The sequence below is a fragment of the Streptomyces incanus genome (genome assembly GCF_042656345.1).
GTDB classification, from domain to species: domain Bacteria; phylum Actinomycetota; class Actinomycetes; order Streptomycetales; family Streptomycetaceae; genus Streptomyces; species Streptomyces incanus.
Map to the genome: position 1 here is coordinate 1 of NZ_JBHSPC010000038.1, position 24,843 is coordinate 24,843.

General features: G+C 71.4%; 22 protein-coding genes. 6 read left to right on the top strand and 16 right to left on the bottom strand.

Annotation, left to right across the window (positions count from 1 at the left end):
- Positions 1–227: hypothetical protein (locus ACFP2V_RS15280; protein WP_381211500.1), on the bottom strand; the 227-nt coding region annotated here is incomplete at its 3' end.
- 63 nt (positions 228–290) lie between these two features.
- Positions 291–641, bottom strand: coding sequence for an AbfB domain-containing protein (locus ACFP2V_RS15285; protein ID WP_381211503.1), 351 nt, complete (start codon positions 639–641; stop codon positions 291–293).
- A 410-nt stretch (positions 642–1,051) separates the two neighbouring features.
- Between ACFP2V_RS15285 and ACFP2V_RS15290 the strand changes: the two genes are divergently transcribed.
- Positions 1,052–2,455, top strand: coding sequence for a glycoside hydrolase family 43 protein (locus ACFP2V_RS15290; RefSeq protein ID WP_381211506.1), 1,404 nt, complete (start codon positions 1,052–1,054; stop codon positions 2,453–2,455).
- Positions 2,456–3,317: 862 nt separating this feature from the next.
- Here ACFP2V_RS15290 and ssuE read toward each other — a convergent pair.
- The 6 genes from ssuE to ACFP2V_RS15320 form a co-directional block, all read right to left on the bottom strand.
- On the bottom strand, positions 3,318–3,869 hold the full coding sequence (ssuE, locus tag ACFP2V_RS15295) for an NADPH-dependent FMN reductase (RefSeq protein WP_381211509.1): 552 nt from the start codon (positions 3,867–3,869) through the stop codon (positions 3,318–3,320).
- A 139-nt stretch (positions 3,870–4,008) separates the two neighbouring features.
- Positions 4,009–4,443 (bottom strand): OsmC family protein, encoded by a 435-nt coding sequence (locus ACFP2V_RS15300; protein WP_381211512.1) that lies wholly within the window; start codon positions 4,441–4,443, stop codon positions 4,009–4,011.
- A 56-nt stretch (positions 4,444–4,499) separates the two neighbouring features.
- Positions 4,500–5,873: an LLM class flavin-dependent oxidoreductase gene (locus ACFP2V_RS15305; RefSeq protein ID WP_381211515.1), complete on the bottom strand. Its 1,374-nt coding sequence runs from the start codon at positions 5,871–5,873 to the stop codon at positions 4,500–4,502.
- 56 nt (positions 5,874–5,929) lie between these two features.
- Complete coding sequence (locus ACFP2V_RS15310) at positions 5,930–7,051, bottom strand: NrtA/SsuA/CpmA family ABC transporter substrate-binding protein (protein WP_381211518.1); 1,122 nt, start codon at positions 7,049–7,051, stop codon at positions 5,930–5,932.
- 106 nt (positions 7,052–7,157) lie between these two features.
- Positions 7,158–7,901 (bottom strand): ABC transporter ATP-binding protein, encoded by a 744-nt coding sequence (locus tag ACFP2V_RS15315; RefSeq protein ID WP_381211521.1) that lies wholly within the window; start codon positions 7,899–7,901, stop codon positions 7,158–7,160.
- On the bottom strand, positions 7,898–8,794 hold the full coding sequence (locus ACFP2V_RS15320; protein ID WP_381211524.1) for an ABC transporter permease: 897 nt from the start codon (positions 8,792–8,794) through the stop codon (positions 7,898–7,900). The genes ACFP2V_RS15315 and ACFP2V_RS15320 overlap by 4 nt, the downstream gene beginning before the upstream one ends.
- Before the next feature lie 606 nt (positions 8,795–9,400).
- Here ACFP2V_RS15320 and ACFP2V_RS15325 point away from each other — a divergent pair.
- On the top strand, positions 9,401–10,054 hold the full coding sequence (locus ACFP2V_RS15325) for a GntR family transcriptional regulator (RefSeq protein ID WP_381211527.1): 654 nt from the start codon (positions 9,401–9,403) through the stop codon (positions 10,052–10,054).
- A 190-nt stretch (positions 10,055–10,244) separates the two neighbouring features.
- Here ACFP2V_RS15325 and ACFP2V_RS15330 read toward each other — a convergent pair whose 3' ends face one another.
- From ACFP2V_RS15330 to ACFP2V_RS15365, 8 genes are all read right to left on the bottom strand, one after another.
- On the bottom strand, positions 10,245–11,000 hold the full coding sequence (locus tag ACFP2V_RS15330) for a DUF6585 family protein (protein ID WP_381211529.1): 756 nt from the start codon (positions 10,998–11,000) through the stop codon (positions 10,245–10,247).
- Positions 11,001–11,219: 219 nt separating this feature from the next.
- Entirely contained in the window at positions 11,220–12,230 is a 1,011-nt protein-coding gene (locus tag ACFP2V_RS15335) for a cytochrome d ubiquinol oxidase subunit II (protein ID WP_381211532.1), read from the bottom strand.
- A 39-nt stretch (positions 12,231–12,269) separates the two neighbouring features.
- Complete coding sequence (locus ACFP2V_RS15340; RefSeq protein WP_381211535.1) at positions 12,270–13,679, bottom strand: cytochrome ubiquinol oxidase subunit I; 1,410 nt, start codon at positions 13,677–13,679, stop codon at positions 12,270–12,272.
- Between the two features lie 148 nt (positions 13,680–13,827).
- Positions 13,828–14,196 (bottom strand): Orn/Lys/Arg family decarboxylase, encoded by a 369-nt coding sequence (locus ACFP2V_RS15345; RefSeq protein ID WP_381211538.1) that lies wholly within the window; start codon positions 14,194–14,196, stop codon positions 13,828–13,830.
- A gap of 262 nt (positions 14,197–14,458) precedes the next feature.
- Positions 14,459–15,655 (bottom strand): hypothetical protein, encoded by a 1,197-nt coding sequence (locus tag ACFP2V_RS15350; RefSeq protein ID WP_381211541.1) that lies wholly within the window; start codon positions 15,653–15,655, stop codon positions 14,459–14,461.
- Positions 15,656–16,228: 573 nt separating this feature from the next.
- On the bottom strand, positions 16,229–16,918 hold the full coding sequence (locus tag ACFP2V_RS15355; RefSeq protein WP_381211543.1) for a 3-oxoacid CoA-transferase subunit B: 690 nt from the start codon (positions 16,916–16,918) through the stop codon (positions 16,229–16,231).
- Positions 16,915–17,586 (bottom strand): 3-oxoacid CoA-transferase subunit A, encoded by a 672-nt coding sequence (locus tag ACFP2V_RS15360; RefSeq protein WP_381211546.1) that lies wholly within the window; start codon positions 17,584–17,586, stop codon positions 16,915–16,917. The genes ACFP2V_RS15355 and ACFP2V_RS15360 overlap by 4 nt, the downstream gene beginning before the upstream one ends.
- Complete coding sequence (locus ACFP2V_RS15365) at positions 17,583–18,788, bottom strand: thiolase family protein (RefSeq protein WP_381211549.1); 1,206 nt, start codon at positions 18,786–18,788, stop codon at positions 17,583–17,585. The genes ACFP2V_RS15360 and ACFP2V_RS15365 overlap by 4 nt, the downstream gene beginning before the upstream one ends.
- 84 nt (positions 18,789–18,872) lie before the next feature.
- On the opposite strand from ACFP2V_RS15365, the gene ACFP2V_RS15370 reads away from it, so the two are divergent.
- From ACFP2V_RS15370 to ACFP2V_RS15385, 4 genes are all read left to right on the top strand, one after another.
- Positions 18,873–19,757: a LysR family transcriptional regulator gene (locus ACFP2V_RS15370; RefSeq protein ID WP_381211551.1), complete on the top strand. Its 885-nt coding sequence runs from the start codon at positions 18,873–18,875 to the stop codon at positions 19,755–19,757.
- A 48-nt stretch (positions 19,758–19,805) separates the two neighbouring features.
- Positions 19,806–20,567 carry an IclR family transcriptional regulator gene (locus tag ACFP2V_RS15375; RefSeq protein ID WP_381211554.1) on the top strand — a complete coding sequence of 254 codons (762 nt, stop codon included), beginning with the start codon at positions 19,806–19,808 and terminating at the stop codon, positions 20,565–20,567.
- 45 nt (positions 20,568–20,612) lie between these two features.
- A complete protein-coding gene (locus tag ACFP2V_RS15380) occupies positions 20,613–20,891 on the top strand; it encodes a hypothetical protein (protein ID WP_381211557.1) in 279 nt (92 codons plus the stop codon).
- A gap of 653 nt (positions 20,892–21,544) precedes the next feature.
- Entirely contained in the window at positions 21,545–24,391 is a 2,847-nt protein-coding gene (locus ACFP2V_RS15385) for a SpoIIE family protein phosphatase (RefSeq protein ID WP_381211560.1), read from the top strand.
- The last annotated feature ends 452 nt before the right edge of the window (positions 24,392–24,843 follow it).

Here is a 24,843-nt window from a genome sequence, read left to right on the forward strand (position 1 = left end):
GTCAGCCGGAGGGTCAGACCCACCCGCAGCGTCACCACAAACATCATCACTGTCAGCCGGACCTGGCCGAGCGCGAAGGGGTGGGCCAGGGCTCCGATGTCCGCCCGGACGGGCGGGACCACCGCCGCGTGGGCGGGAGCGGCGCCGAGGAGGGGGCCGGTGGCGGAGGCGGAGGCCGTGGCTCCGGCGATCTGGAGGAGGCGGCGTCTGCTGAGGGAGGAGGTCATCGTGCGCTCGCTTCCGTGTGTGGGAGACGGTGGGGGGTGGGGTGGCGGGGTGGTGGGGGTGGCTCAGGCGAGTCGGAAGGGTCGGCCGGAGGCGAACGGCTCGCCGGTCCGGTACGGGGCGAGCCAGAGGGCGAAGTCGCGGTGACGGATGTATCCGGCCCGGGTGGCTGCTCCGGCCCGGGTGGCTGCAGGACTCCAGGGCCACGGCTCCGGGAGCCGAGCCGAGCCGGGTCGGGCGGTGGACGTGGCGTCACGGGCGGAGGCGGCGGTGCCGTTGCCGGGGTCCGGTCGCAGACGGCAGGCGTAGTGCCGCACGGAGCGGCCGTCCGGGACACGCGGGGAGTATCCGCGTGGGTCGGCGAGGCCGGGCCCGCGGCGGTGTGTCCGGAGAGTGACCGGTATCAGAGCGCGCATGAACGTCTCCTCACAGCCGGAAGGAGCAGAAGCCTGATGCGGAAACGCGGGACTTCGCGAAACCGGAATAAATGTGAACCCGCCATATCGGCGCCCCGTACCCGCGCATTCGATATTTCGAAAAGCGTTCGCAGTGACGCCGGAACTTTAGAGGGCACGCAATACGGCGTCAATACCGTCGACACCCCCGAGCGGCGATCGAACAGCGGGAACCACCCGCGGAGGAACGCATGACGGACATCGCACCCAAGGCATTGACGGACCACGAACAACGCCTTACTTTCCTGACTGACCTGCCGAACCATGTTCCGCATATCGAACGTCGATGAAGCCGCCGAGCCGGCATCCTTCCGCGGTCGGCGCGTCCGCCGCTGTTCGCTCACCCACCCCGCACGCACCCCGGAGGACCGATGAGCGCACATTCCCGCACCCCCGCCATGCCGTCACGCAGACTCTTCCTCGGCGCCGCCACGGCCACGACGATGGCCCTGGCCACCGATCTGACGCTCGGAGCCCGATCCGCTCATGCCGCCGACTCCGCCTACGTGATGGGGTACTTCACCGAGTCGCCGAACGGTCTCGGCACCGACTACGGCCTGCACCTGGCCGTCAGTACGGACTCCCTGAACTGGACGCCGCTCAACCAGAACAATCCCGTGGTCACCCCCACCGCCGGTGCCGGCGGCCTGCGCGACCCGTTCATCATGCGCAAGCGGGACGGCACCTTCGTGGTCCTCGCCACCGACCTCAAGGGCACCGACTGGGGCTACAACAGCCAGTACATCCACGTCTGGGACTCCCCTGACCTGCGCACCTTCACCAACTACCGCCGCCCCCGCCTGCACGACATGGTCACCCACAGCTGGGCCCCCGAAGCCTTCTGGGACGCGAGCCGCAACCAGTACGCCATCCTCTACTCGTCCGTGAACTCGTCCGGCCACAACGTCCTCATGGTCAACCACACCAGCGACTTCACGACCGTCTCCGCCCCCCAGGTCTTCTTCGACCCCGGCTACGACGTCATCGACGGCGACATGGCCGTCGGCGTCAACGGCGTCAACCACCTCTACTTCAAGAGCAGCAGGACCGGCGGCCTGGTCGGCGCCCGCTCCACCTCGCTGAATCCGGGCAGCTTCACCCCGTTCAGCACGTCGGTCGCCCACGGCGGTACCGAGGCCCCCACCCTCGTGAAGTCCCTGACCTCGAACACCTGGTACCTGTGGGGCGACACCTACACCCCCAACGGCGTCTTCTACGCCTGGCAGACCAACGACCTCGCCTCCGGCACCTGGACCCCGGTCGACCAGAAGCTCTACACCCACCCGGTCAACGCCAAGCACTGCACCATCGCACCCATCACCGGACCCGAGTACACCAACCTCCTGGCCCGGTGGGGCGCCCCCGCCTGGAACCGGCTCAAGTCGTACAACTACCCGGCTCGCTACGTCCGCCACGCCGACTACACGGCCCGGATCGACACCTACCCCTTCGACCCGTACACCGACTCCCAGTGGAAGCTCGTGCCCGGCCTGGCCGACGCCTCCGGCGTCTCCTTCCAGTCGGTCAGCCACCCCACCCGCTACCTGCGCCACTACGACTTCGCACTCCGCCTCGACGCGAGCGACGGCACCGGCACGTTCGCCCAGGACGCCACCTTCCACCGCGTCGCCGGCCTCGCCGACGCCTCCTGGTCCTCCTTCCGCTCCCACAACCAGCCCACCCGCCATATCCGCCACTCCGGCTACGCCCTGCGGATCGACCCGATCGCCACCGCCACGGACCGGGCCGACGCCACCTTCTCGGTCGGTCACTGACGGAGCCGGAAATCCCGCGAGGAAGGTGAGAAAACTCCTTTCAGAAAAGCGGTACGGGGCGACCGGAAGACGGCCGCCTGGGAATTCGGCCCGTTCTCACAACGCGACACCGCTTGCCTCGCGCGTGGCGGGAACCTGACGTCACGCACGCGTATTCGGCATGCGTTCGCGTACGCCCGAGGCTATTTCATACATGCGCAGACATTTCCAGATCGCAGCATGATGAACGATGACGAAGACGGTGAACGCAGGCTCCTCAGGCCGTACCGCGCGGAGAACGGCGGGCGGCGCAAACGCTCGTGCAGCGCTTCCTGCCCCTGGTGCACACCCTCGTCGGGCGGGCTTCGAACGGGGACGCGCGCACCGGCGCCGATGTCCGGGACACCGTGCTGCGGGCCGTGCGCGAACTGCCGACGCCACCCGTGGCCCACCCGCCCCGCGCGTGGGCCACGGCCCCGGCGGTGCGGCAACTCCCCGCACGTCAGCACCGCGATCAGCGGGCCGTCGCCCCACCGTCACCGGCAGCCCGTCCCGGGAGGGCGGAACAACCGGGCCGAGGCACCGGCACGAGCGAGGGCGCCGATACGGTGCGCACTCTGCCGGGAATCCCCCGCGCGGCGTGGGGGCGGTCGGACCCGCGACCGGCGGCGTGTGTCCGGCGATGTCGCAAGGTGTCGCCGCCGGGTCTGTCGAGCGGGACATCGGGCCATCTCGCCCTGACGTCGTCGGACGGTTGTCGCGTCGGCGCGGACCGCGGTGGCGCGGACCGGGCCGAGGGCACGCGGGGGAGCTCTCGCCCACCGGGCGTGCGGTCGGGTCGGCCCGGACAGGACCGGACCGGCCGTGACCGGCCGGGGGCCGGTCAGGCGGTGGGCTGGAGGATGCTGCGTTCCAGGGCGGAGGCGAAGCCGTCGACGACGCGCTCGAGGTTCCGGGCGGTCTCCGGTTCGATGTCCAGGGTGCCGTCCGGGGCGGTGGCCAGGTGCTTGTCGAGGACGAACCAGCCGGGGGTGATGTGCTCGGCGCCCATCGAGGCGAGGACCGGGCGCAGTGCGTAGTCGACGGCCAGGACGTGGGCGGTGGAGCCGCCGGTGGCCAGGGGCAGTACGGTCCGGCCGGTCAGGGCGTACTGCGGGAGCAGGTCGAGCAGCGACTTCAGCAGGCCGGAGTAGGCGGCCTTGTAGACGGGGGTGCCGATCACCACGCCGTCGGCGCGTTCGAACAGGGCGGCGGCCTCGCGGATCGCGGGGTGGCCGAAGTCGGCGCCGAGCAGCGCCTCGGCGGGCAGGGTGCGGACGTCCAGCGGGATGACGTCGTGCCCTCTGAGGGTCAGCCGCGCGTCCAGGTGGCGCAGCAGGCGGGCGGTGCGGGATGCGGCGGAGGGGCTGCCGGAGACGGACAGGATGGTGGCCACGGTGATCACCTCGGGTGTGTGCGTGCGGGGGCGGGATGCGGCAGGCACCCGGGCCGGGGCCGGCCCCGGCCCGGGTGCCTGCCGTTCGGCGGGCCGAGTGCGGGGTTTCGGCGTGGCCCGGCTCCGGGTCGGCCGGTTCTCAGACGGCGTCGTCGAGCGGTTCCCGCACCCGGGCGGCCACTTCGACGTGGCCGCCCCGGCGCAGGGTGTTGTAGATCGGGCAGCTGCCGGTGAAGAGCCCGACCAGGGCATCGGCCTCGTCCTGGTCGACTCCCTCGAGCAGCAGCTCGATCCGCAGGTACGCGTAGCGGGTGGGGTCCTGCGGGTCCCGCTGGTAGCTGACTTCGGCTTGGCCCCCGGTCAGGCCGGAGCCGCGTTCCTCGGCATGGAGCTGGATGTTGCTCAGGGAACAGGAGGCCAGGGCGGACAGCAGCAGCTCTCCTGCCTGGACGGCCTCCGCCGGGCCGGTGCGGGCGTCGGAGACGAAGTGGTTCGTCCGGGCGGTCACCAGCAAGCGCCCCGGGGTGTCGGTGGTGCGGCCGGTGATGCTCGTGATGTCGCCTGCTGCTGTCATGCCGTGAGGTCCTTGGCGTCGTTGTGCGGTTTCCGGTGTACGAGGGAGGGGCGGGGTCAGCCGTTGTCGCCGTCGGCGTTGCCGTGCCGGCGGTCGTGCCACTGCCCGGTCTCGGGGCGGTCCAGGGCGAGGTGGTCGCGCAGGGTGGTGCCCTCGTACTCCGTGCGGAACAGGCCGCGGCGCTGGAGCTCGGGCACCACCTGGCGGACGAAGTCCTCGAAGGCGCCCGGGGTGTGGACGGATCCGACGGTGAAGCCGTCGCAGGCGCCCTCGGTGAACCACTGCGCCATGCCGTCGGTGACCTCGGCCGCGGTGCCGACGAACGATCCCTCGGTGCGGCCGCCGTACTTCTTGCCCAGCTCGCGCAGGGTCAGGCCCTCGCGCCGGGTCATCTCCACGACTTCCTGGTAGTGGCCCTGGACACCGGGGACGTCGACGTCGGGCAGCGGCTCGTCGAGCGGCAGCTCCGAGAGGTCGATGTCCAGGTGGTAGGCGAGGGTGGACAGGCCGGCCAGCGGCGGGACCAGTTCGAACAGGCGCGCCTCGGTCTCCCGGGCCGCCTCGGTGGTGGGGCCGATGATGGGGGTCGCCATGGGGAGGATCTTGACGTCCTCGGCACGGCGGCCGTGGGCCACGGCGCGGGCCTTGATGTCCTGGTAGAAGTCCTTGGCCGACTCCAGCGAGGCGTGGCTGCAGAAGATGACGTCCGACCAGCGCGCGGCGAAGTCGCGGCCCTTCGGGGAGGCACCGGCCTGGATGATCACCGGGTAGCCCTGGGGCGAGCGCGGGGTGTTCAGCGGGCCGCGGACGTTGAACCAGTCGCCCTTGTGGTCGATGCTGTGGACCCGGTCGGGGTCGGCGAACAGCGGGGTCTCGGCATCGAAGACGAGGGCGTCGTCCTCCCAGCTGTCCCAGAGCTTGCAGGCCACCTCGAGGAACTCGTCGGCCCGCGCGTAGCGCTGGTCGCGGTCGATGTGCCGGTCCTCGCCGAAGTTGCGGGCCTCGGAGTCCTGGAAGGAGGTCACCACGTTCCAGGCGGCGCGTCCGTCGCTGAGGTGGTCCAGCGTGGAGAGGGAGCGCGCCACCGGGAAGGGGTCGAAGTAGCTGGTGGAGATCGTGGCGGCGAGGCCGAGGTGGCTGGTGGCGGCGGCGACCGCCGACAGCACGGGCGTCGGGTCCAGCCGCAGGGAGCCGAGGGCGCCGTAGCGCAGCTGGCTGTCCATGCTGCCGCCGAGGCGGTCGGGTACGGACAGGATGTCCGGGAGGAACATCAGGTCGAACTTGCCCTGTTCGAGCACGCGGCCGATGTGCTGGTAGTAGGAGGCCGACAGCCAGCCGGGCTCGGATCCGGGGTGGCGCCAGCCGCCGGGCCGACCGGGGCCCGCGGTCACGAAGGCGGCGAGGTGCATCTTGTTCTGGGGGGTGCTCACTGCGTGGTCTCTCTTCCGTGCTGTCGTGCGGTGTGTCCTGCGGTACGCCGTGTCCGTCACTTCGCCAGTTCGGCGGCCACCGTCTTCTTGATCTCGTCGAACCGCGAGTCCTGCAGGAACCCGGTCACGTCGATCTTCGACGGGTAGACGCCCAGGTCGTGGAAGTTGTCGGCGAGGTCCTGGGTGTTCTCGGTCGCCTTGCTGTCCACCGGTGCGAGCGTGTCGGCGAGGGACTCCGACTGCCGCTTCTCCTTGGTCACCTCGAGGAAGACCTCGCGTTCGAGGTCCTCCGAGCCGAACCCGCCGATCTTGTCGAAGAAGTCGACGGCGGCCTCGGGGCGGGCGTTGATGCGGCGTTGGGTGTCCCGGATGACGCGGACGACCTTCGCGGCGGCCTCGGGGAACTCCTCGACGAACGACTCGGAGGCCACGTAGAAGGTGTAGTCGTAGGTCCTGACCTTCGGCAGCGAGCGGGCCTTGTGCCGGGCACGGCCCAGGCTGATGGCCGGGGTCCAGCTGATCCAGGCGTCCACCTTGCCGTTGGCGAAGGCCGACTCGGCGTCGGCCGCGGGCAGGTTGACGTACTCGACGTCGTCCAGCCGCAGGCCGGCGGTCTGCAGGTACTTGATGAGGCTGTAGGTGCCGGTGGTGCCCTGCTGGTCGGCGACCCGCTTGCCCTTGAGGTCGGCGGCGCCCTGGATGGGCGAGTTCTGGGGGACCAGGATCTCGACCTCGTTGGAGGGCAGCGGGTAGGCGGCGAGCGGCACGATGGGCACGCCGCCGCCGATCGCGTAGGCCACGGCGGTGGCGGTGGCGAAGGTGAAGTCGACGCTGCCGGACTTGAGCGCCTCCATGACCGGCAGCGAGGCGGTGAACCCGGAGGGCCAGGAGACGGTGGTGCCGCCGAGTTCCTTGCCGAGGTCCACGCCTTCGAACTTGTAGCGCAGGGCCGCCGGGATTCCGGTCCTGCCGCTGCCGATGACCGCGTAGCGCAGCTTCTGCGGCACGCCGTCGGCGAGGGCGGCGGCGCCGGGACGTGAGCCGCCGCCGCACGCGGCGAGAGCCGGGGCGAGGGCGGCGAGGCCGCCCGCGGCCAGGACACCGCGGCGCGAGAGCTTGCCGGACAGGAGCGACGGGGCTCCGGTGGTCGATCGGGCGGACAGGCGGTTCACGGTCACGGTCGGGTTCTTTCTCGGTGGGGCAGTGCTCGGACGGGCAAAAGCGTGGGTGGTACGGGAGGGTGCTACCGCGGGCTCAGACCCGCGGCGGGATACCGTCGCGGACTCAGACGGCGGCCGGGACGGCGGAGTGCGGTTCGAGGAGGCCCTGGAGCAGTTCCTCCTTCCAGGCGACGAGGCGGGGGTGGCCGCGCCTCTCCCCGCGGGGCAGGTCGATGCTCAGGTCGCGACCGACGGCCCCGTCGGCCAGAACCAGGACGCGGTCGGAGAGCACGAGCGCCTCCTCCACGTCGTGCGTCACCAGCAGGACGGTGCGCGGCTGCTCCAGCCACAGGCGTTCCAGGAGCTGCTGCATGGCGATCCGGGTGATCGCGTCGAGCGCGCCGAAGGGCTCGTCCAGGAGCAGGAGTTCGGGGTGGTGGAGCAGGGCGCGGGCCAGGGCGACGCGCTGCCGCTGCCCGCCGGAGAGCTCGGCCGGCCAGGCGCCGCCGCGGTCGCCCAGGCCCACCGCCTCCAGCAGTGCGCGCGCTTCGTCCCGGCGGCCCTTGACACCCAGCAGCACGTTGTCCTCGACCGAGCGCCAGGGCAGCATCCGGTCCTCCTGGAACATCATCCGCACCATGGGCGGCTGCGGACCGTCCCCGTGGAGTCCGACGGTTCCCGCGCTCGGCTTCTCGAGTCCGGCGATGATCCGCAGCAGGGTGCTCTTTCCCGCGCCACTGGGGCCGAGGAAGGAGACGAACGAGCCGGATTCGATCTCCAGGTCGAGGTTCTCCAGGACCCACCGGCCGTCGTACTGCCGGCCCAGGCCCTCCAGGGCGAGCCGGGCGCCTGCCCGCGCCGGGGTCACTGGTTCGCCTTGGGCCGGTAGTTGGGGTGCCACCGGAGCACCCTCCTTTCGATGAGCCGGGTCAACAGGTCGGCGAGCAGACCGGCCAGTGCGTACAGCACGATGGCGAGGACGATCTGGTCGGTGCGCAGCAGCTCACGGGCGTTCTGGGCGAGATAGCCGATCCCGTCGCTGGCCGAGATGGTCTCGGCGATCACCAGGGTCATCCAGGCGACACCGAGGGAGTACCGGATACCGGAGAGGATGGTGGGCATCGCCCCGGGGACGGCGATGTCGCGCACCAGGCGCCACCGTCCCAGTCCGTAGGAGCGGCCGAGCTGCAGCAGCTTGGGGTCGACTCCGCGGATGCCGGTCACCGTGTTCAGGTAGATGGGGAAGAAGGTGCCCAGCGCCACGAGCAGGATCTTGGGCTCCTCACCGATGCCGAACCAGGCGATCATCAGCGGCACCAGCGCCAGGTGCGGGATGGTGCGCACCATCTGCAGGGAGCGGTCGAGGAGGATCTCGGTCGCCTTGGACATGCCGACCAGGAACCCGAGGATCAGGCCGGTGGCCGCGCCGAGGGCGAAGCCCTGGAGGATGCGCCGGAGACTGGTGAGGATGTGGAACTGGAGTTCCCCGGTGGCGGCCAGATCGGCTCCCGCCCGCCACACCGCCTCCGGGGCGGGAAGGATGGACGGCGGCAGGATGCCGACCGCGGCGGTCCACTGCCACATCACCAGGACCAGCAGGGGGACGACCCAGGGGCCGGCCGTGCGGGCGGCGCGCAGCAGCACCCGGCGGTTGCGGGCGGCGGAGGGCGCCCCGGTCCCCCGGTCCTTTCCGGCGCCGGGCCGGCCGGACGGGCCGGAGTGCGGTTGTGGGTCCTTGGCGAGCAGCAGCTGCTCGGGCATGGAGATCCCCTTCAGGAGTGGTTCGGTCACCCGTTGGACCGCCTGGCCGGTGAGCGGCGGCAGCCGAGGAGGCATGCGGGGTCGTGGGGCGATGCCCGGGCCGACGCCCACGCCATGCCGAGGAGCGGGCGGGGCGTGCGACGAAGTGGGGGCGCGCCTGACATCGGGCCGGGCACAGCCGCGCCCGCCGCTGCTTCAGCGGCCGGAACGCGGCATGCGGAGGGAGCGTGTGATCAGCAACAGCCCGTGCTGAAGACGCGCATGAGGTCGATGTGCCGACGGCTCGTCAGGCTGTTGCAGAAACGGGAGGTCGGCCCGGCCACCGGGTGCGCCGGGTGGGCGGCGTATCGCCCTGGCTGCGCGCCACGATGCATCAGAAGCTCCCGAAATATCCCGTCAGGCGTACATGGGTCATGCACTCGGACCTGGACCCGGCCTGAGGACGCGTCGGTACTCAAGTCCGGATTCAACTGTAAGCAACTGTATACACATGTAGATAGTGGCAGACTATGGCCGTCTCGAATCGCGAGAACACGTCCACCGGGAGCGCCGCTTCGCGAGCGCCGCCGACGGGTCGGCCCTCGGCACGGAAGAGGAGCGAACAGCTTGAGCACCGCACGGGGAGACCGGGGCGCCGACGCGGGGACGGGCAGCCACTACGCCCGTATCCGGCGGAGCATCCTCGACGGCCAGGCACCGCCCGGGACCGTCCTGATCCCGACGGGTCTCAGCACGCAGTTCAACGTCTCGCGCACCCCCGTCCGGGAGGCGCTGATCAGGCTCGAACAGGAAGGCCTGGTGACCCGGGCCACCCGCGGCTACGTGGTCCGTACGCGCACTCCCCAGGAGATCCTGGAGATCTGCGAGGCGCGCATCGCCCTGGAGTCGTCGGCCGCGCAGGCGGCCGCGACCCGCCGGACCGAGCTCGACCTCGCCCGGCTCGTCCACGTCCACGAGTGCGCCGTGGCGTCGGCAGACCCCGCCGAGCTGCAGGATCTCAACGAGCAGTGGCACCGGGCGGTGCGCGAGGCCGGACACAACGCGACGATCATCGAGCTGATGGACCGTCTGGACGCCCAGTTGAAGGTGTACGACTCCGGCACCACCACCCAGCCGGACAACCTCGCGCTGATCGTCGAGGAGCACACCCGGATCCTGGAGGCGATCCGCCGTGGCGACGCGGCGGCCGCCGGACAGCACATGATCGAGCATCAGAGCCGTACCCGGGACGTGCGCATCGCGGCCCTCGCCCGGTCCTGAGCCCCGCGCCGAGTCCGGTCCGGGCGTCGGCGTCCCGCGGAGCCGGCCCTGTCGGGCCGGCTCCCGCGCCCGCGGCTGCTGATCGCCGACGTGGTCGGTCCGGGCGAGACCCTGGAGACCGGTCCGGCGCCGGCCGAGCTGATCCGGCGGGGGCGGCGAGCGGCCCCGGATGCCGCCCGTGCTCCGGCGGTCAGGCGCCCTGGCGCAGGCCGCCGTACCGGACCTGGTCGACGAGGGCGAGGAAGAGGAAGAGGTTCGGGATCTCCTTGACCGGCACCCTTGCCCAGGGCAGCTTCTTGCCGGACTTGCGCAGCACCAGCACTCCCTGGGAGATTTCGACCTTCTCGATCTCCGGCCAGGTCAGGCTGCCCTTTGCCGTGGCCACACCGCCCAGGTTCACCGAGAGGCCCCCGTAGACCAGGGGCCGGCCCTGCTCCAGCTCGGCGAGCAGCCCGGGCAGCTGCGCCCGGGTGATCTCCTGCTGGAACACCGGGCCCCAGCGCTCGGGCTGGGCGTAGAAGTCGGTCACCTTGAGCGTCGTACCGCCCTCGCGGTAGAGCGTGTAGACGTAGGTGGTCCCGACATAGATGCCGTTCGCGTACCGCTCGGTGATCTCCTGGAGCACCGTCATCGAGTCCCAGCGGAAGACGGAGACCTCGCCGTTCTTTCCCACCTCGGCCAGGCCGTGCTCGAAAAGGTGCAGTCGGCGGGCAGCCTGCTTGCGCGAGAGGTTGGGCGTTTTGGCGGCGAGCCAGATGAAGTAGGCGCCCAGGGGAGGAAGGATCAGGGAGACGATTCCCATGAGCAGGAGGGCGACTATCCGCACCGTGCCGATGCGCTTCGGCAGGAACGTCTCCCGCAACTGTCCGAGCCCTTCGGTGCCCGGGGGTGCCGCCTCATGGGCTGTCGTCTGCCCGGGGTCCTGCTGGGCGGTGGGTCCTGCCATGAGCCGTGCTCCTCGCCGTAGTGATCAAAGATGTAGTGACCAAAGATGCAGTGATCAGGTATTCGGCGATCATTCTGCGGTCGGGGCCGACGCCTGTACAGGTCGGGGGCCTCTCGGCGGACACCGGAACCGGCAGGTGGGGTGAGCATCGCGGGCCGGTTCATGCTCACCGGCGGCGCCGGCCGGCCTGGCCTGGGTGACCGGCGCAGGCGCTTCGGTTCACCGCGACGAGTGCTGGTCGGCGGCTCCCCGCTGGAAGGTGGCGTACAGCAGCCACAGCGACGGGACGAGCACCACCGCTCCCACGCCCAGCACCACGAGGACCGCCGACAGCACGGAGGCGCTCGCCGCGGCCTCGGTCACCGTGGTGCTGCCGACCAGCAGGGCCGGGTACTGGGCTGCGCCCCACGCCCACAAGATGGCGGCGACCGCCAGGGCTGCGGCTGCGCGGGCGGCCACGAAGCGCTGCCGGGCCAGCAGACCGAGGCCGGTCAGACCAGCTACCGCGCTGATGATCACCAGGGGCAGTGCGCGGTGGGTCAGTCCGTGGAACAGCTCGGGGGCGTCCGCGCTCAGCACCGCGATGCCCGCAAGGGCCACGACGCCCGCTGCCAGGCCGCTGACCACCGCGTCGCGGGTGAAGGCCGCGGCGAGCTCCGGCCGTCCCTCGCGGTGCGCGTCGGCGCACAGGTACACCGCCGCCAGGTGCGCACAGGTCACCACGGCCAGCAGCCCGCCCAGCAGCGACGTCGGATTGAGCCAGCTGGTCACCACGTCGCCTTCGGCGAGCCCCGGCGGAACGCGGCCGGAGGCGACACCGCCCGCCACCGTGCCGAGGAAGAACGGCGTCAGCAGCGACGACAGCGCGAAGCACGCGCCGAACAGCCGCTGCTGCCACAGTTCGGTACTCGCCTTGCGGAAGGCGAAGGCGGCGCCCCGGGCGATGATGCCCAACGCGGCGAGGGTGAGCGGGATGTACAGGGTGGACATCACCGCGGCGAACACCGGCGAGAAGGCCGACCACAGCAGCACGACCACGAAGATCAGCCACACGTGGTTGGCCTCCCAGACCGGCCCGATGCTGTGCTCGATGAGCCCGCGCCGGGCCCGGCCGCGCTCGGCGCCGCCGGCCAGCAGGTCCCAGACTCCGGCGCCGAAGTCGGCTCCTCCGAACAGGACATAGCAGGTCAGGCCTATCCACATGACGGCGAGCGCCGTGTCCGCGAGCACGGTCACCTCCAAGGGGTCGTACAACGGGCTGCGGGAGAATCACACGACGGGATACCCGGTGACGTCCTCCTCCTGCGGTGCGCGCGGCACCGGGGTGCCCCGGGCAAGGCGTCGCAGGACGTAGACGGTCGCGACGGTCATGGCGGCGTACACCACAAGCACCAGCCACAGTCCGGTCATCAGGCCGGGAGCGGGGTTGACGGCATCGCGCACGCTCATCAGGCCCCACACGATCCAAGGCTGACGGCCCAGTTCCGTGACGGTCCAGCCGCATTCGAGGGCCACCACCGCGGCCGGGCCGCCGACCGCGGCCAGCGCCAGGAAGAGGCGCGGGGTGGACAGCTCGCCGCCGGTGCGGCGACGGCGCCACCACGCCCACAGCAACCACACGCCAAGGGCGAGCAGGAAGAAGCCGACGGCGACCATCAGGTCGAACGCCCAGTGCACGCCGGTGACCGGCGGATGCTGGGCGGGCGGCACACGATCGAGGCCCTTGACGACGGTGTCGGGACGGTAACCGATCAGCAGCGACAACCCGTTGGGGATCTCCAGGCCGTACTTCAGCCCGTTGTCACCCGTGACGCCGCCGATCGTCAGCGGTACGTGCGAACCGGTGCGGTAGACGCCTTCGATGGCCGCGAGCTTGGTCGGCTGGTAGTCGGCCAGGAAGCGTGCCGCCCAGTCGCCCACGACGATCTGGAACGGTGTCACGATCGCGCCCAGCGTGAACGGGATGAAGAACCCCGCACGGTGGTAGGTGTCGCGCCGGCCTCGCAGCATGGCCACGGCGTACACGGCGGCGGTCAGGAACGACGCGACCATGAAGGCGGCCAGGATCATGTGCACGGTCTGCGGCGGGCTGGCCGGGTTGAGCATCGCCGCCCACGGGTCGACGTCGACCACCTTGCCCTCGCGCAGGGTGAAGCCGCGCGGCTGGTTCATCCAGGCGTTCGCGCACACGACGAAGAACGCCGACGCGGTGCCCGCGATCACGATGGGGAGGCCGGTCAGCAGATGGCGGCGGGGGGGCATCCGGTCCCACGCGTACAAGTAGATGCCCAGGAAGATCGCCTCTACGAAGAAGGCGATGCCCTCCAGTGCGAAGGGCAGTCCGATCACCTGACCGAACCTTCCCATCAGGCCGGGCCACAGCAGTCCCATCTCGAAGCTGAGGATCGTGCCGGACACGGCACCCACGGCGAACAGCACCCCCATGGCACGCGCCCACCGGCGGGCCAGCAAACGGTGCGCCGGGTTGCCGGTGCGGATGCCGTACCACTCGGCGAGCAGCGTCAGCGCCGGGAGCCCGACACCCAGACAGGCCACGATGATGTGCCAGGCGAGGGAGAAACCCATCTGCGCCCGCGCCGCCGCCAGATCGCCCTCCGACACCCGAGCCGCCGCGTATCCGACGAGCACCCACGGACCGGTGAACAGAGTGTGCATCATGAAACCCGTCAGTACCCAGATCGGACGGTCGAAACCGGTATCCGGCGAAACAGCAAACCGAAGGTATGAAAGGCAGGTCGGGGCGTGGTGGTGGCCCCGGCGAGAAGATCGATCAGGCCGTCACCGGTCGACCGCGTCGGGCCGGTCCTCAGTGCCGCGCCGCCCCGCGCAGCGTCCCGACCGACGGATCGGCCGCGTCCTGGATGAGGACGCCGTGATTCACGCCGGTGCGCAGGTGGTCGAGCACCTCGTTGGTGATCACCTCGCCGGGCGCCATCACCGGCACGCCGGGAGGGTACGGACTGGTCATCTCGGCGGCGGTCCGCCCCGCGGCACGCTCGACCGACACCTGCTCGACCTCGGCGAGGAAAACCTCCCGCGGCAGCACGGCCTGCTCCAGCCCGTGGGCGAAGTCCTCCCCCACCGCCCGGATGTGCCGGCCGTCGGCGATGGTGGCACGGAGGAGACGATGCCCTTGCGTGCAGTGGATCTGTCCGGACACGGCGGCTTCGCGCATGAGGGTGACGGTGTTCTTGACGGGGGTGCCGCGCGGTGGCGTACTCGCCGGCGTCGCGGTCGTCCGTGATCCAGACGGCTCCGGCGAACTTTCCCGGGTCTGAATGAGGGTGACTCCCCTCTCACTTCATCACCGCCCACCCGTGCAGCCCCTCCAGCTGGCGCGGCGGCCCGCTGCCTTGCCGGCCCAGGGCCAGCCGCTCGCGGGTGTGAGGGAGGTACCGCCTGCGCAGTGAGTTTCCCACCCGGTCCAAACCGGCCGTTCATGGTGCGGTGCCGGCATAGAACGGTGGATACACCCCGTACGCGAAGGAAACTCCGGCGAGGGCGGCGACCATGACCGTGGCAGTGCGCGGCCGGGTGCGGGTCATGGCCAGTGCGGCGGGAAGCAGCAGGGGAAAGGCCGGGAGCAGAAAGCGCGGCCGGGAGGCGTAGTACCCGCTGCCGCCGACCGCGATGATGACGAGCAGGAGCGAGTAGACGAGCACGGGCAGCGGCGGCCGGTCCAGGACGAGCAGGACAAGTGCGGGCACGGCGACCAGGAGCACGACGAGGGACATGGCGTAGCCGAGATTGAGCGCAGCGCCCCGGTCCGTGAGCATGCGTCGGACGAAGTGCAGCTCGCTCACACCGAAATCGAAGCGGGAGCCCCAGTCCCGCTGGACTGCGAAGTAACCGAGCGGTCCGCCGGAGCGGCTTCCCGCCCAGGCGACGTAGCCGAGCCAGCCGAGCGGTGCGAGGGCCGCCCCGGCCCAGATCCGCCAGTCGCGACGGCTGCTTGTGCTCCGCCACAGTACGACGGCCGCGGCGCTGAGGACCGCGGCGGCGACAGCAACGGCGTTGGGGCGAGTCAGCCCGGCGAACAGGGCCAGAATGCCGGCCCACATCCAGCGGCGGGTGAGTACGGCGTACAGCGACCAGGCGGCCAGCGCGGTCATCAACGACTCGGTGTACGCCATGGTTTCCACGATGGCGTGGGGGAGCAGGCCCCACAGCAGAACCAGGAAGATCCCGGTCCGGCGGCCGTGGAGGCGCTCCCCCACGGCGTAGATGCCCCAGGCCGCGGCTCCTGCCGAGGTCCAGGCCACGATCAGACCGGCGAGGGTCGGACTGATCGGAGCGATCGTGACAAGGGCACGTTCCAGGGCCGGAAAGAGCGGAAAGAATGCCAGGTCACTGCGTGTAATACCGGGAAGCTCCCCGGGAACCACGGTGCCATAGCCATGCCGCGCAATGCCCGCGTACCATCTGCTGTCCCAGGAATCGCCCAGCACCGTCCACACCGGCCGGCTCTTCATCCACGCGACGGCAGCCACCACGATGAGGCCCGCCAGACGCACCGACGCGTACAGCATCAGAGCCGGTGCGGCCCTGTACAGCGTCCCGCGCGCCCGGTGGAACAGGTGGCGCGCGGTCTCTGTGCGGGGAGAGCGTGCGGCGACGGCAAGGTCAGTGGGCACAGCTCGCCTCCGCTGCTTGCGCGACGAGTGCTCGAGGATCCGCCGCTGTTGTGATCGTCCCGTCCCGCTTCTCGATGCTCCAGGCATCGTGACGTCCGCGCGAGCAGGGTGGGCCGAGCGGGTTCGGCGCCGTCGAGGGCTCGTCGGCCCTCTTCCGGGGCATCTGAGGGGCAGGTCGCCGCAGCCTGACGGGCCCGTGTGAACGCCGTCCGCGCGGAACGCGGCGGCACCTGGGGGTTTCTCCGGCCGGGCCATTGCCGCGGCCACCCGGCGTGGCCCCGTTCCGCTGTGCCGTCAGGAAAACGTCCCGACGGCAAGCGGGGGCGAGAACGGTCGGCTTCGGGCCTCGCAGCCGGCCACCACGGCGGTGTCCGGGCCGGTCTCGCCCTTGGCCGGTGCGAGGACGACGTCGAGGTCCACGTGCCTGCAGCCGGTGTCCGCCCTCCGCCCGTCGGGGTGCCCGCGGGCCGGGGACGAACGCGGCACGGATCACCGGGGATCGCCTGATGGCCTGCCCACGGTCCGCGGACAGGCCATCAGGGTGTGGACGGGCAGGCCGTCCACACCCCTGTCTCACGCCTCGGCGGCGATCAGCGGCACGTCGAGGCGGCCGGCGAGTTCGTCCAGCGTGGTGCCGAAGGTCTGGGCGACCCTGAGCCCCTGGGGGGTGATGTCGAACACCGCGAGGTCCGTGTAGACGCGGTCGACGCAGCGCAGCCCGGTGAGCGGGTAGGTGCATTCGGGCACCAGCTTGGGGGCGCCGGTCTTCGTGAAGAGCGTCATCATGACGAAGACCTTCTTGGCGCCGATCGCCAGGTCCATGGCCCCGCCGACGGCGGGGATGGCGTCGGGTGCTCCCGTGTGCCAGTTGGCGAGGTCGCCGCCGGCGGAGACCTGGAAAGCGCCCATGACGCAGATGTCCAGGTGACCGCCGCGCATCATCGCGAACGAGTCGGCGTGGTGGAAGTAGGCGGCTCCCGGCAGTTCGGTCACCGGGACCTTGCCCGCGTTCGTCAGGTCGGGGTCGACCTCGCCCTCCTTCGCGGCGGGCCCCATGTTGAGCATGCCGTTCTCGGTGTGGAGGACCACCCCGGAGTCGGCGGGCAGATGGTCGGCGACGAGGGTCGGCTGCCCGATGCCCAGGTTGACGAAGGCGCCCTGGGGGATGTCGCGCGCCACGAGGGCGGCCATGTCGTGCTTGCTCAGCGGGCCCTGGTCGTTCATCGCACCCTGATCGTTCGTCACTCGGCTGGTCGCGGTCATGCGGGGTCGGCCTCCTTCACCACACGGTCGACGTAGATGCCGGGGGTCACGACGGTTTCGGGATCGATGTCGCCGGTCTCGACGATCTCGCGGACCTGCGCGATCACCGTGGTCGCGGCGGTGGCCATGACCGGTCCGAAGTTGCGGGCGGTCCTGCGGTAGACGAGGTTGCCCATGCGGTCGGCGCGGTGGGCGCCGATCAGAGCGACGTCACCCTTGATCGGGTACTCCAGCACGTAGGTGCGGCCGTCGATCTCGCGGGTCTCCTTGCCCTCCGTGAGGAGCGTGCCCACTCCGGTGGGGCAGAAGAAGGCGCCGATGCCGGCCCCGGCCGCCCTCATCCGTTCCGCGAGGTTGCCCTGGGGGACGACCTCCAGTTCGATCCGGCCCGTCCGGTAGAGGTCGTCGAACACCCACGAGTCCGCCTGGCGCGGGAAGGAGCAGATCACCTTGCGGACCCGCCCCTTGGCCAGCAGCGCGGCGAGCCCGCTGTCGCCGTTGCCGGCGTTGTTGGACACGACGGTGAGGTCCTTGGCGCCCTGGCGTATGAGGGCGTCGATCAGGTCGACCGGCATGCCGGCCATTCCGAACCCTCCGACGAGCACGGTCGAGCCGTCCTCGGTCCCGGCCACCGCCTCGTCGGCGTGGTCGCACAGCAGGGTGGTCATCGGTTGCCTCCCGAGACGTTCTCCAGGACCACGGCGAGCGCCTGGCCGACTCCGATACAGATGGCGGCGACGCCCCACCGCTGCCCCGACTCCCGGAGCCGGTGGGCCAGGGTGCCCAGGAGCCTGCCTCCGGAGGCGCCCAGGGGGTGGCCGAGCGCGATCGCGCCGCCCTTGGCGTTGACGATCTCCGGATCGACGTCCCAGGCGTCCACACAGGCCAGCGACTGGACGGCGAAGGCTTCGTTGAGCTCGACGGCGGCGACGTCGGACCAGGTGATCCCGGCGCCCTTCAGCGCTCGGTTCGCCGCCTCCACTGGGGCGTATCCGAACATCTGCGGGTCCAGCGCGGACACGCCCCGGCCGGCGATGCGGGCGACGGGGTCGGTGCCGATGCGTGCGGCGGCCTCGCCCGAGCCGAGCAGTACCGCGGAGGCGCCGTCGCTCAGCGGGGAGGCGTTGCCGGCGGTGATGACACCGTCGGGGCGGAAGACGGGCTTGAGTCCGGCGAGCTTCTCGGCGGTCGAACCGGGGCGGATCCCCTCGTCCCGGGTGACGGTCGTGCCCTTGCGGTCCGTGACGACGGGTACCACCAGGTCGTCGTAGAAGCCGGTGTTCCAGGCGTCGTCGGCGAGGTTGTGGGAGCGTGCGGCGAATGCGTCCTGCCGCTCGCGGGCTATGGAGAAGCGGTCGCCCAGCTGCTCGTTCGCCTCGCCCAGGGAGACGGTCCACTCCTTCGGCATGCGCTTGTTCACCAGCCGCCACCCGAGGGTGGTGGACACGGCGGTCACGTCCGCGGCGGGGAACGCTCGCGAGGGCTTGGGCAGGACCCAGGGTGCCCTGGTCATCGACTCGACGCCGCCGGTGAGCACGATGTCCACGTCGCCGGTCTCGATGGCGCGGGAAGCGATGATGGCGGCGTCCAGGGAGGACCCGCACAGCCGGTTGACGGTCGTGGCGGGGACCGAGGTGGGCAGTCCCGCGAGCAGGACGGCCATCCTGCCGACGTTGCGGTTGTCCTCGCCCGCGCCGTTGGCGTTGCCCCAGACGACGTCGCCGATCTCCGCCGGGTCGAGCGCGGGGGTCTTGGCCAGGGCCCCGGTGACAGCCACCGCGGCGAGGTCGTCGGGCCGGACCTCGGCGAGGGCGCCCGAGAACTTGCCGAAGGGCGTTCTTGCTGCTGCGTAAAGGTAACTGTCGCTCACGCCCCTACCGTACGAGCGCCCGCTTCATCATGTCCAAGACCTAGTCGGCATCGATTCATAAGCCGGCCTTATAAAATGGGGCGTATGGAACTCCGTCAGCTCCGGTATTTCCTCGCCCTGGCCGAGGAGTGCCACTTCGGGCGCGCGGCCGCCCGTCTGCACGTGGCGCAGCCGGCTCTCTCCCAGCAGATCAAGCAGTTGGAGCGGGAACTGGGCATCTCGCTGTTCAACCGGTCCACCCGGCGCGTCGAGCCGACCGAGGCCGGCCGTCACCTCACCGACTACGCACGCGCCCTCATCACGGAGGAGGAGCGCGCGCGGACCCACATGCGGGAACTGGCCACCGGCCACGCGGGCCGGGTCTCCGTCGGCTTCATCGGCACGGCCACCTACGACGTCCTGCCGCGGGTCGCCCGCACCGTACGGGCGAAACTGCCCGAGATCACCATGGACCTGCGGGGTGAGCTCCTCACCCCGCGGCTCGTCGAGGGCCTGCTCTCGGGCGTGTTCGACCTCGCCGTCCTGCGGGGTGCGGCGTCGGATGAGAACATCCGCATCACGCCGTTGCGGTCCGAACCGCTGGTGGCCGTACTGCCGTCCCACCACCGGCTGGCAGGCCGCCCGAGCATCCCGTTGGAGGCCCTGGCCGGCGAGCCGTTCGTCATCCACCCCTCGCAGTCCCGGTCCTCGATGTACGACCGGGTCCTGTCCGCCTGCCGTCGGGCCGGCTTCCGGCCCGACCCGCTCCTCGAGGTCGGCGAGACGGCCACCCTGGTCGTCCTCGTCGCGGCGGGACACGGTGTCGCCCTCGTCCCGCAGTCGGTGCAGAGCCTGAGCCTCGACGGCGTGACCTACGTACCGCTCACCAGCCCCGAGCCGGTCGAACTGGTACTGGCCCGGCGCGCGCACCGCGTCTCGGCCGCGGCCGAGCAGGTCGCCTCGGTGATCGAGGACTGCGTCCGCGGTTGAGACGCGCGCCCCTTGTCCCCGTTTCCACTCAGCGGAAGGATGTCGGGCATGGCAGGCAACTCCGCGAGGCCCGGGCGCTCCGTGACCAGCCGTGCGCTGGCGGTCCTGGGGGCCTTCGACGAGCGGCATCGGCGGCTCGGCCTCACCGAGCTCGCCGCCCGGGCCGGCCTTCCGGTCCCGACCGCGCACCGGCTGGTCGGCGAGCTCGTCTCCTGGGGCGCGCTGAGCCGCACCGACTCGGGCGAGTACGTCGTCGGGCGCCGGCTGTGGGACATCGGCCTGCTCGCGCCTGTGCACACCGGGCTGCAACAGATCGCCTCCCCGTACCTCCACGACCTCTACGGCGCGACCCGCGCCACCGTGCACCTCGCCGTGCGCGACGGTCTGCAGGCGCTGTACGTCGACCGGCTCTCCGGACACGCCTCGGTGCCGGTGGTCAGCGCGATCGGCTCCCGTTTGCCGCTGCACGCGACAGGGGTCGGCAAGGTGCTGCTCGCGCACGCCCCGGCCGACGTCCAGGACGAGGTACTCGCCGACCTCCCCCGGATCACCCCCTACACGGTGAGCCGGCCGGGCCTGCTGCGCGGCCAGCTCAAGAAGGTGCACGAGGACGACTACGCCACGACGGTGGAGGAGATGAGCCTGGGCGCCTGCACGGTGGCCGTGCCGATCCGGTCGGACGGCGCGGTGGTGGCGGCGCTCGGCATCGTCGCCCCCAGCCTCAAACGCGACCGGGCGCGGCTGGTCAGCGCCCTGCAGGTGACGGCCCGGGGTATCGGGCGGAGCCTCATGGGCCCGGTCCCAGGCTGAACGCCGTCCCGCCACGGGGACCGCACCCGTTTCCTCCTTGCGTCAGTGGCCCCCGAGGACGTTCCGGCGGGCCTCCTCGGCCTTGCGGTCGAGCTGGTCGGTCATCCGCACGGCGGTGATGGTGAGCGCGATGCCGCCGGCGACGAGCAGGACCTGGGTACGACGCCGACTATGCGGATGTCCTGGGTGGCGAGGGCGGCGGCCGGCATGGGGAAACCGCCGGACGCCCAGGCGAACCAGACACGCGACTTCTCGACTTCGACCGCTGTCTGGAGCTTTTGCCGGCCGGCCATGGCTTCCCCCCTGCGGTGGTGGCGCTCCTGAGCCGCGTTGTGGCGCGCGGTGCCCTCCGCGCGCAGCGGTTTCGCACCTGCCGGTTCGCACAGCCGGTTCCGGGGTCCGGCTTCCGGCTTCCGGGTTTCGGGTTCCGGGGCTTGGCTTGCGGGTCCAGGGGTCCAGGGTCCGGGGCCTGGCTTCCGGGGTCCGGGGTCACGATTCCGGCTTCCGGGGTCCGGATTCCGGGTCCGAGTCCGGGTCCGGGGCCCGGCTTCCGAGTCCGGAGTCCGAGTCCGGGGTCCGGATCCCGGGTCCGGATCCCGGGTCCGGATCCGGGGCCCGGGTCCGGGTCCGGGGCCCGGGTCCGGGTCCGGGGCCCGGGTCCGGGTCCGGGTCCGGATCCCGGGTCCGGATCCCGGGTCCGGATCCCGGGTTCCGGGGCCCGGGGGCACGGTTCCGGGTCCGGGGGCACGGTTCCAGGGGCGCGGTTCCGGGCCCCTGGAGCCGGGTTCCGGCGGTGGGTTCGGGAGGGCCGTGCTCGACCGAACCGGATCGGGGCCGAGCGGGTACCGTTGACTCGTTCGTGAGGAATGCGAAGAACATCCGGTTCGATGGTTCCGGTGTCCGCTCGCCGGACGCGACGCCGCAGAGGCCGCGCACCACCGGTCGTTCCTCGACGGCCGGCCGGCGGGCGGTTGGTCATGGACGACCGGGGCACCGCTGCCGAGGAGGCGAACGATGCAGTGACCGCACATTCCCACCGCCCTCCCCCCATACCGTCCCGCCCCTCCGGGGGCCGGGCCGCACGCGTGGGATCGGCCCGGCAGCGGGACCGGCGCGGCGGGGGTTCCTGGCCGGGGCGGTCCCTGCTCCGGGTGCGCAGCGTGGCCGGCCAGGTGTTCGTGCTTCAGGTCCTGGTCGTGACCCTGATCATCACCGCCGCGCTGGTCGCCCTCGTGTTCCAGGCCCGGCGTGACAGCACCCACGAGGCCGAGTCCCGGTCCCGGGCCGTCGCCACGACGTTCGCGTACTCCCCGCAGACAGTGGCGGCGATGACCGGTCCCAACCCGTCCAAGGTGCTGCAGCCGCTCGCCGACAAGATCGGGCGGGCGACCGATGTGGACCTCGTCGTCGTGTACTCGCCGGACGGGGTCCGCTATACGCACCCCGACCCCGCTCAGATCGGGAAGGCCGTTGTCGGCCCGCTCAGGCCCCCGACCTCCTCCCTGACGCAGCAGGTCGACACGTCCAAGGGCCGCTCGGTGGTCTCGTACGTCCCCGTCACCGCGCCCGACGGGACGGTGGTCGGCTCGGTGGGGGTCGGGATCACGGTCCACAAGGTGGCGGGCATGGCGGCCCAGCAGTTCCCGGTGATTCTGGGAGCCACGGGCGTGGCCCTGGCCATCTGCGCGGGCGGCACCGCTCTGGTGAGCCGGCGGCTGCTGCGCCAGACCCACGGTCTCGGTCCGGTGGAGATGACCCGGATGTACGACCACCACGACGCGGTGCTGCACGCGGTGCGGGAGGGGGTGCTGATCGTAGGGGGTGACGGGCAGCTGGTGCTGGCCAACGACGAGGCGCGGCGGCTGCTGGATCTGCCGCCGGACGCGGAGCGGCGGCAGGTCACCGACCTGGGTCTGAGCCCGGCCATCGTCGAACTGCTGACCTCGGAGCGGACGGCCACCGACGAGGTGCTCCTCTCGGCCGACCGGTTGCTGGCGGTCAACAAGCGACGCACAGTGCCCGACAACGGGAGTGCCGGGAGCGTGGTGACGCTCAGGGACACCACGGAGTTGCGGGCTCTGTCCGGTCACGCCGAGGCCTCACGGGAACGCCTGAGCCTGCTCTACGACGCAGGGGCGCGGATCGGCTCCTCCCTGGACGTGGAACGCACCGCACACGAGCTGGCCGGGGTGGCGGTTCCGCGCTTCGCCGATCTGGTCACCGTCGACCTGGCCGAGGTGGTGCTGCGCGGCGAGGAGCCGACCGGGCGGAGCACCGTCATGCGGCGGGCCGGCGTGAGCACCGTCCACACCGGCCTGCCGCTGATGGCGGTGGGTGAAACCGTTCGCTTCCCCGACGCCACACCACAGGCACGGTGCGTGAAGAGCGGCCGCGCGGTGCTGGAGGCGGATCTGCGCACCGCCGAGGGATGGCGGACGCTGGCCCCCGACCGCGCGGAGGAGTTCCTGGGCCACGGCATCCATTCCCTGATCGCGGTACCGCTGCGGGCCCGCGGCACGGTGCTGGGCTCGGTGGACTTCTGGCGCTCGGAGCGAGCGGAGCCGTACGACGAGAGCGATGTGCTGTTCGCCGAGGAGCTGTCCGCCTGGGCCGCCGTGGCGCTCGACAACGCCCGCCGATACACCCGCGAGCACGCGATGGCGGTCACCCTGCAACGCAGTCTGCTGCCCCGCGACCTGCCGGACCTGAGCGCGCTGGAGGCGGCCCACCGCTATCTGCCGGCCCAGGCCGGGGTGGGCGGGGACTGGTACGACGTCATCGAGCTGTCCGGCGCCCGGGTGGCGCTGGTGGTCGGAGACGTGGTGGGGCACGGTCTGCACGCGGCGGCCACCATGGGGCGGCTGCGTACCGCGGTGCACAACTTCGCCACCCTCGACCTCCCGCCGGACGAGCTGCTGGCCCGGGTGGACGACCTGGTGGCCCGGCTCGACCGGGAACGGGCTGACCAGGGTGACGACGAGGGGCTCATCGGGGCCACCTGCCTGTACGTCGTCTACGATCCGGCCGCCGGCAGGTGCAGCCTGGCCCGGGCCGGCCACCCGCCACCCGCCCTCGTCCGCCCGGACGGCACCGTGTCCTTCCCCGACCTGCCCGCCGGTCCGCTGCTGGGCCTGGGCGACCTGCCCTTCGAGACCACGGAACTCGAGGTGCCCGAGGGTAGCCAGCTCGTCCTCTACACCGACGGGCTCATCGAGACCCGCGACCGGGACATCGACGTCGGTCTGGAGATCCTGCGGGGCGCGCTGTCCCACCCCGACCGGACTCCCGAGCAGACCTGCGACGCGGTGCTCGACGCCCTCCTGCCGAACGGCGGGAACGACGACGTCGCCCTGCTGGTCGCTCGCACCCGGGTGCTCGACCCCGAGCGGGTCGCCTGCTGGGACGTGCCCCCCGAAGCCGCGGCCGTGTCCGGCGTCCGCGCCGACGTCACCCGCCAGCTGGCGGCATGGAACCTGACGGAGGCGGGCTTCACGACCGAGCTCATCCTCAGCGAACTGGTCACCAACGCCATCCGGCACGGCACCGTCCCCATCCACGTCCGCCTGCTGCGAGACCGCCGCCTGATCTGCGAGGTCTCCGACGGCAGCAGCACCTCGCCCCATCTGCGCCAGGCGGCGACCACGGACGAGGGCGGACGCGGCCTGTTCCTCGTCGCCCGCTACGCCGAACGCTGGGGCACCCGGTACACGCCCACCGGCAAGGTGATCTGGGCCGAGCAGCCACTGGACGGCGGGGCGAGCGAACCCGGCGCCGCCCTGACCGGCGACGACATCCTCGACCAGTGGTCCGACGCGGCCCTGTGACCCCGGCACCGCCTGCCCGCCGGCACCGCCTGCTCGCCGACAGGGCGGTGGCAGTGGCGGCCAGGGAGTGTCCACGGAAATCGTCAACACTTCGGGCACTTGTGTCCTCGCTGGTCTCAGACGAGCGAGGCCTGAACACTTTCCGGGAATGTCCTCACGCCCCGCGAGGGACCAGGAGCCGACGCGGGCTGCCCGACGGCGATACGGACCGGGCCGCCGGTGGGTGAAACGTCGTCGAGCACGTCGGAGGGAATGCGGAAGACGCGGTCGGGTGCCGCGGGCCACGGGAGGGTGCGGCGGGTGAGGGTGCTGCCGTCCTGGCGGACAGCCACCTTGGGGAAGCGGACGAAATCGTCGGTCCACAGCAGCGGGCGCCCCCGCGCGGGGGCCCGGTTCCCCGGGGCGCAGGATCTGCGGGAAGACCCGGCGCAGGGGTGTGTCCGCGAGGATGC

Excerpts from the sequence above, each read along its gene's own strand:
- ACFP2V_RS15285 (WP_381211503.1), bottom strand. The coding sequence starts at position 641 with ATGCGCGCTCTGATACCGGTCACTCTCCGGACACACCGCCGCGGGCCC.
- ACFP2V_RS15290 (WP_381211506.1), top strand. The coding sequence starts at position 1,052 with ATGAGCGCACATTCCCGCACCCCCGCCATGCCGTCACGCAGACTCTTC.
- ACFP2V_RS15300 (WP_381211512.1), bottom strand. The coding sequence starts at position 4,443 with ATGACAGCAGCAGGCGACATCACGAGCATCACCGGCCGCACCACCGAC.
- ACFP2V_RS15320 (WP_381211524.1), bottom strand. The coding sequence starts at position 8,794 with ATGCCCGAGCAGCTGCTGCTCGCCAAGGACCCACAACCGCACTCCGGC.
- ACFP2V_RS15330 (WP_381211529.1), bottom strand. The coding sequence starts at position 11,000 with ATGGCAGGACCCACCGCCCAGCAGGACCCCGGGCAGACGACAGCCCAT.
- ACFP2V_RS15340 (WP_381211535.1), bottom strand. The coding sequence starts at position 13,679 with ATGATGCACACTCTGTTCACCGGTCCGTGGGTGCTCGTCGGATACGCG.
- ACFP2V_RS15345 (WP_381211538.1), bottom strand. The coding sequence starts at position 14,196 with ATGCGCGAAGCCGCCGTGTCCGGACAGATCCACTGCACGCAAGGGCAT.
- ACFP2V_RS15355 (WP_381211543.1), bottom strand. The coding sequence starts at position 16,918 with ATGACCGCGACCAGCCGAGTGACGAACGATCAGGGTGCGATGAACGAC.
- ACFP2V_RS15360 (WP_381211546.1), bottom strand. The coding sequence starts at position 17,586 with ATGACCACCCTGCTGTGCGACCACGCCGACGAGGCGGTGGCCGGGACC.
- ACFP2V_RS15370 (WP_381211551.1), top strand. The coding sequence starts at position 18,873 with ATGGAACTCCGTCAGCTCCGGTATTTCCTCGCCCTGGCCGAGGAGTGC.
- ACFP2V_RS15375 (WP_381211554.1), top strand. The coding sequence starts at position 19,806 with ATGGCAGGCAACTCCGCGAGGCCCGGGCGCTCCGTGACCAGCCGTGCG.
- ACFP2V_RS15385 (WP_381211560.1), top strand. The coding sequence starts at position 21,545 with ATGGACGACCGGGGCACCGCTGCCGAGGAGGCGAACGATGCAGTGACC.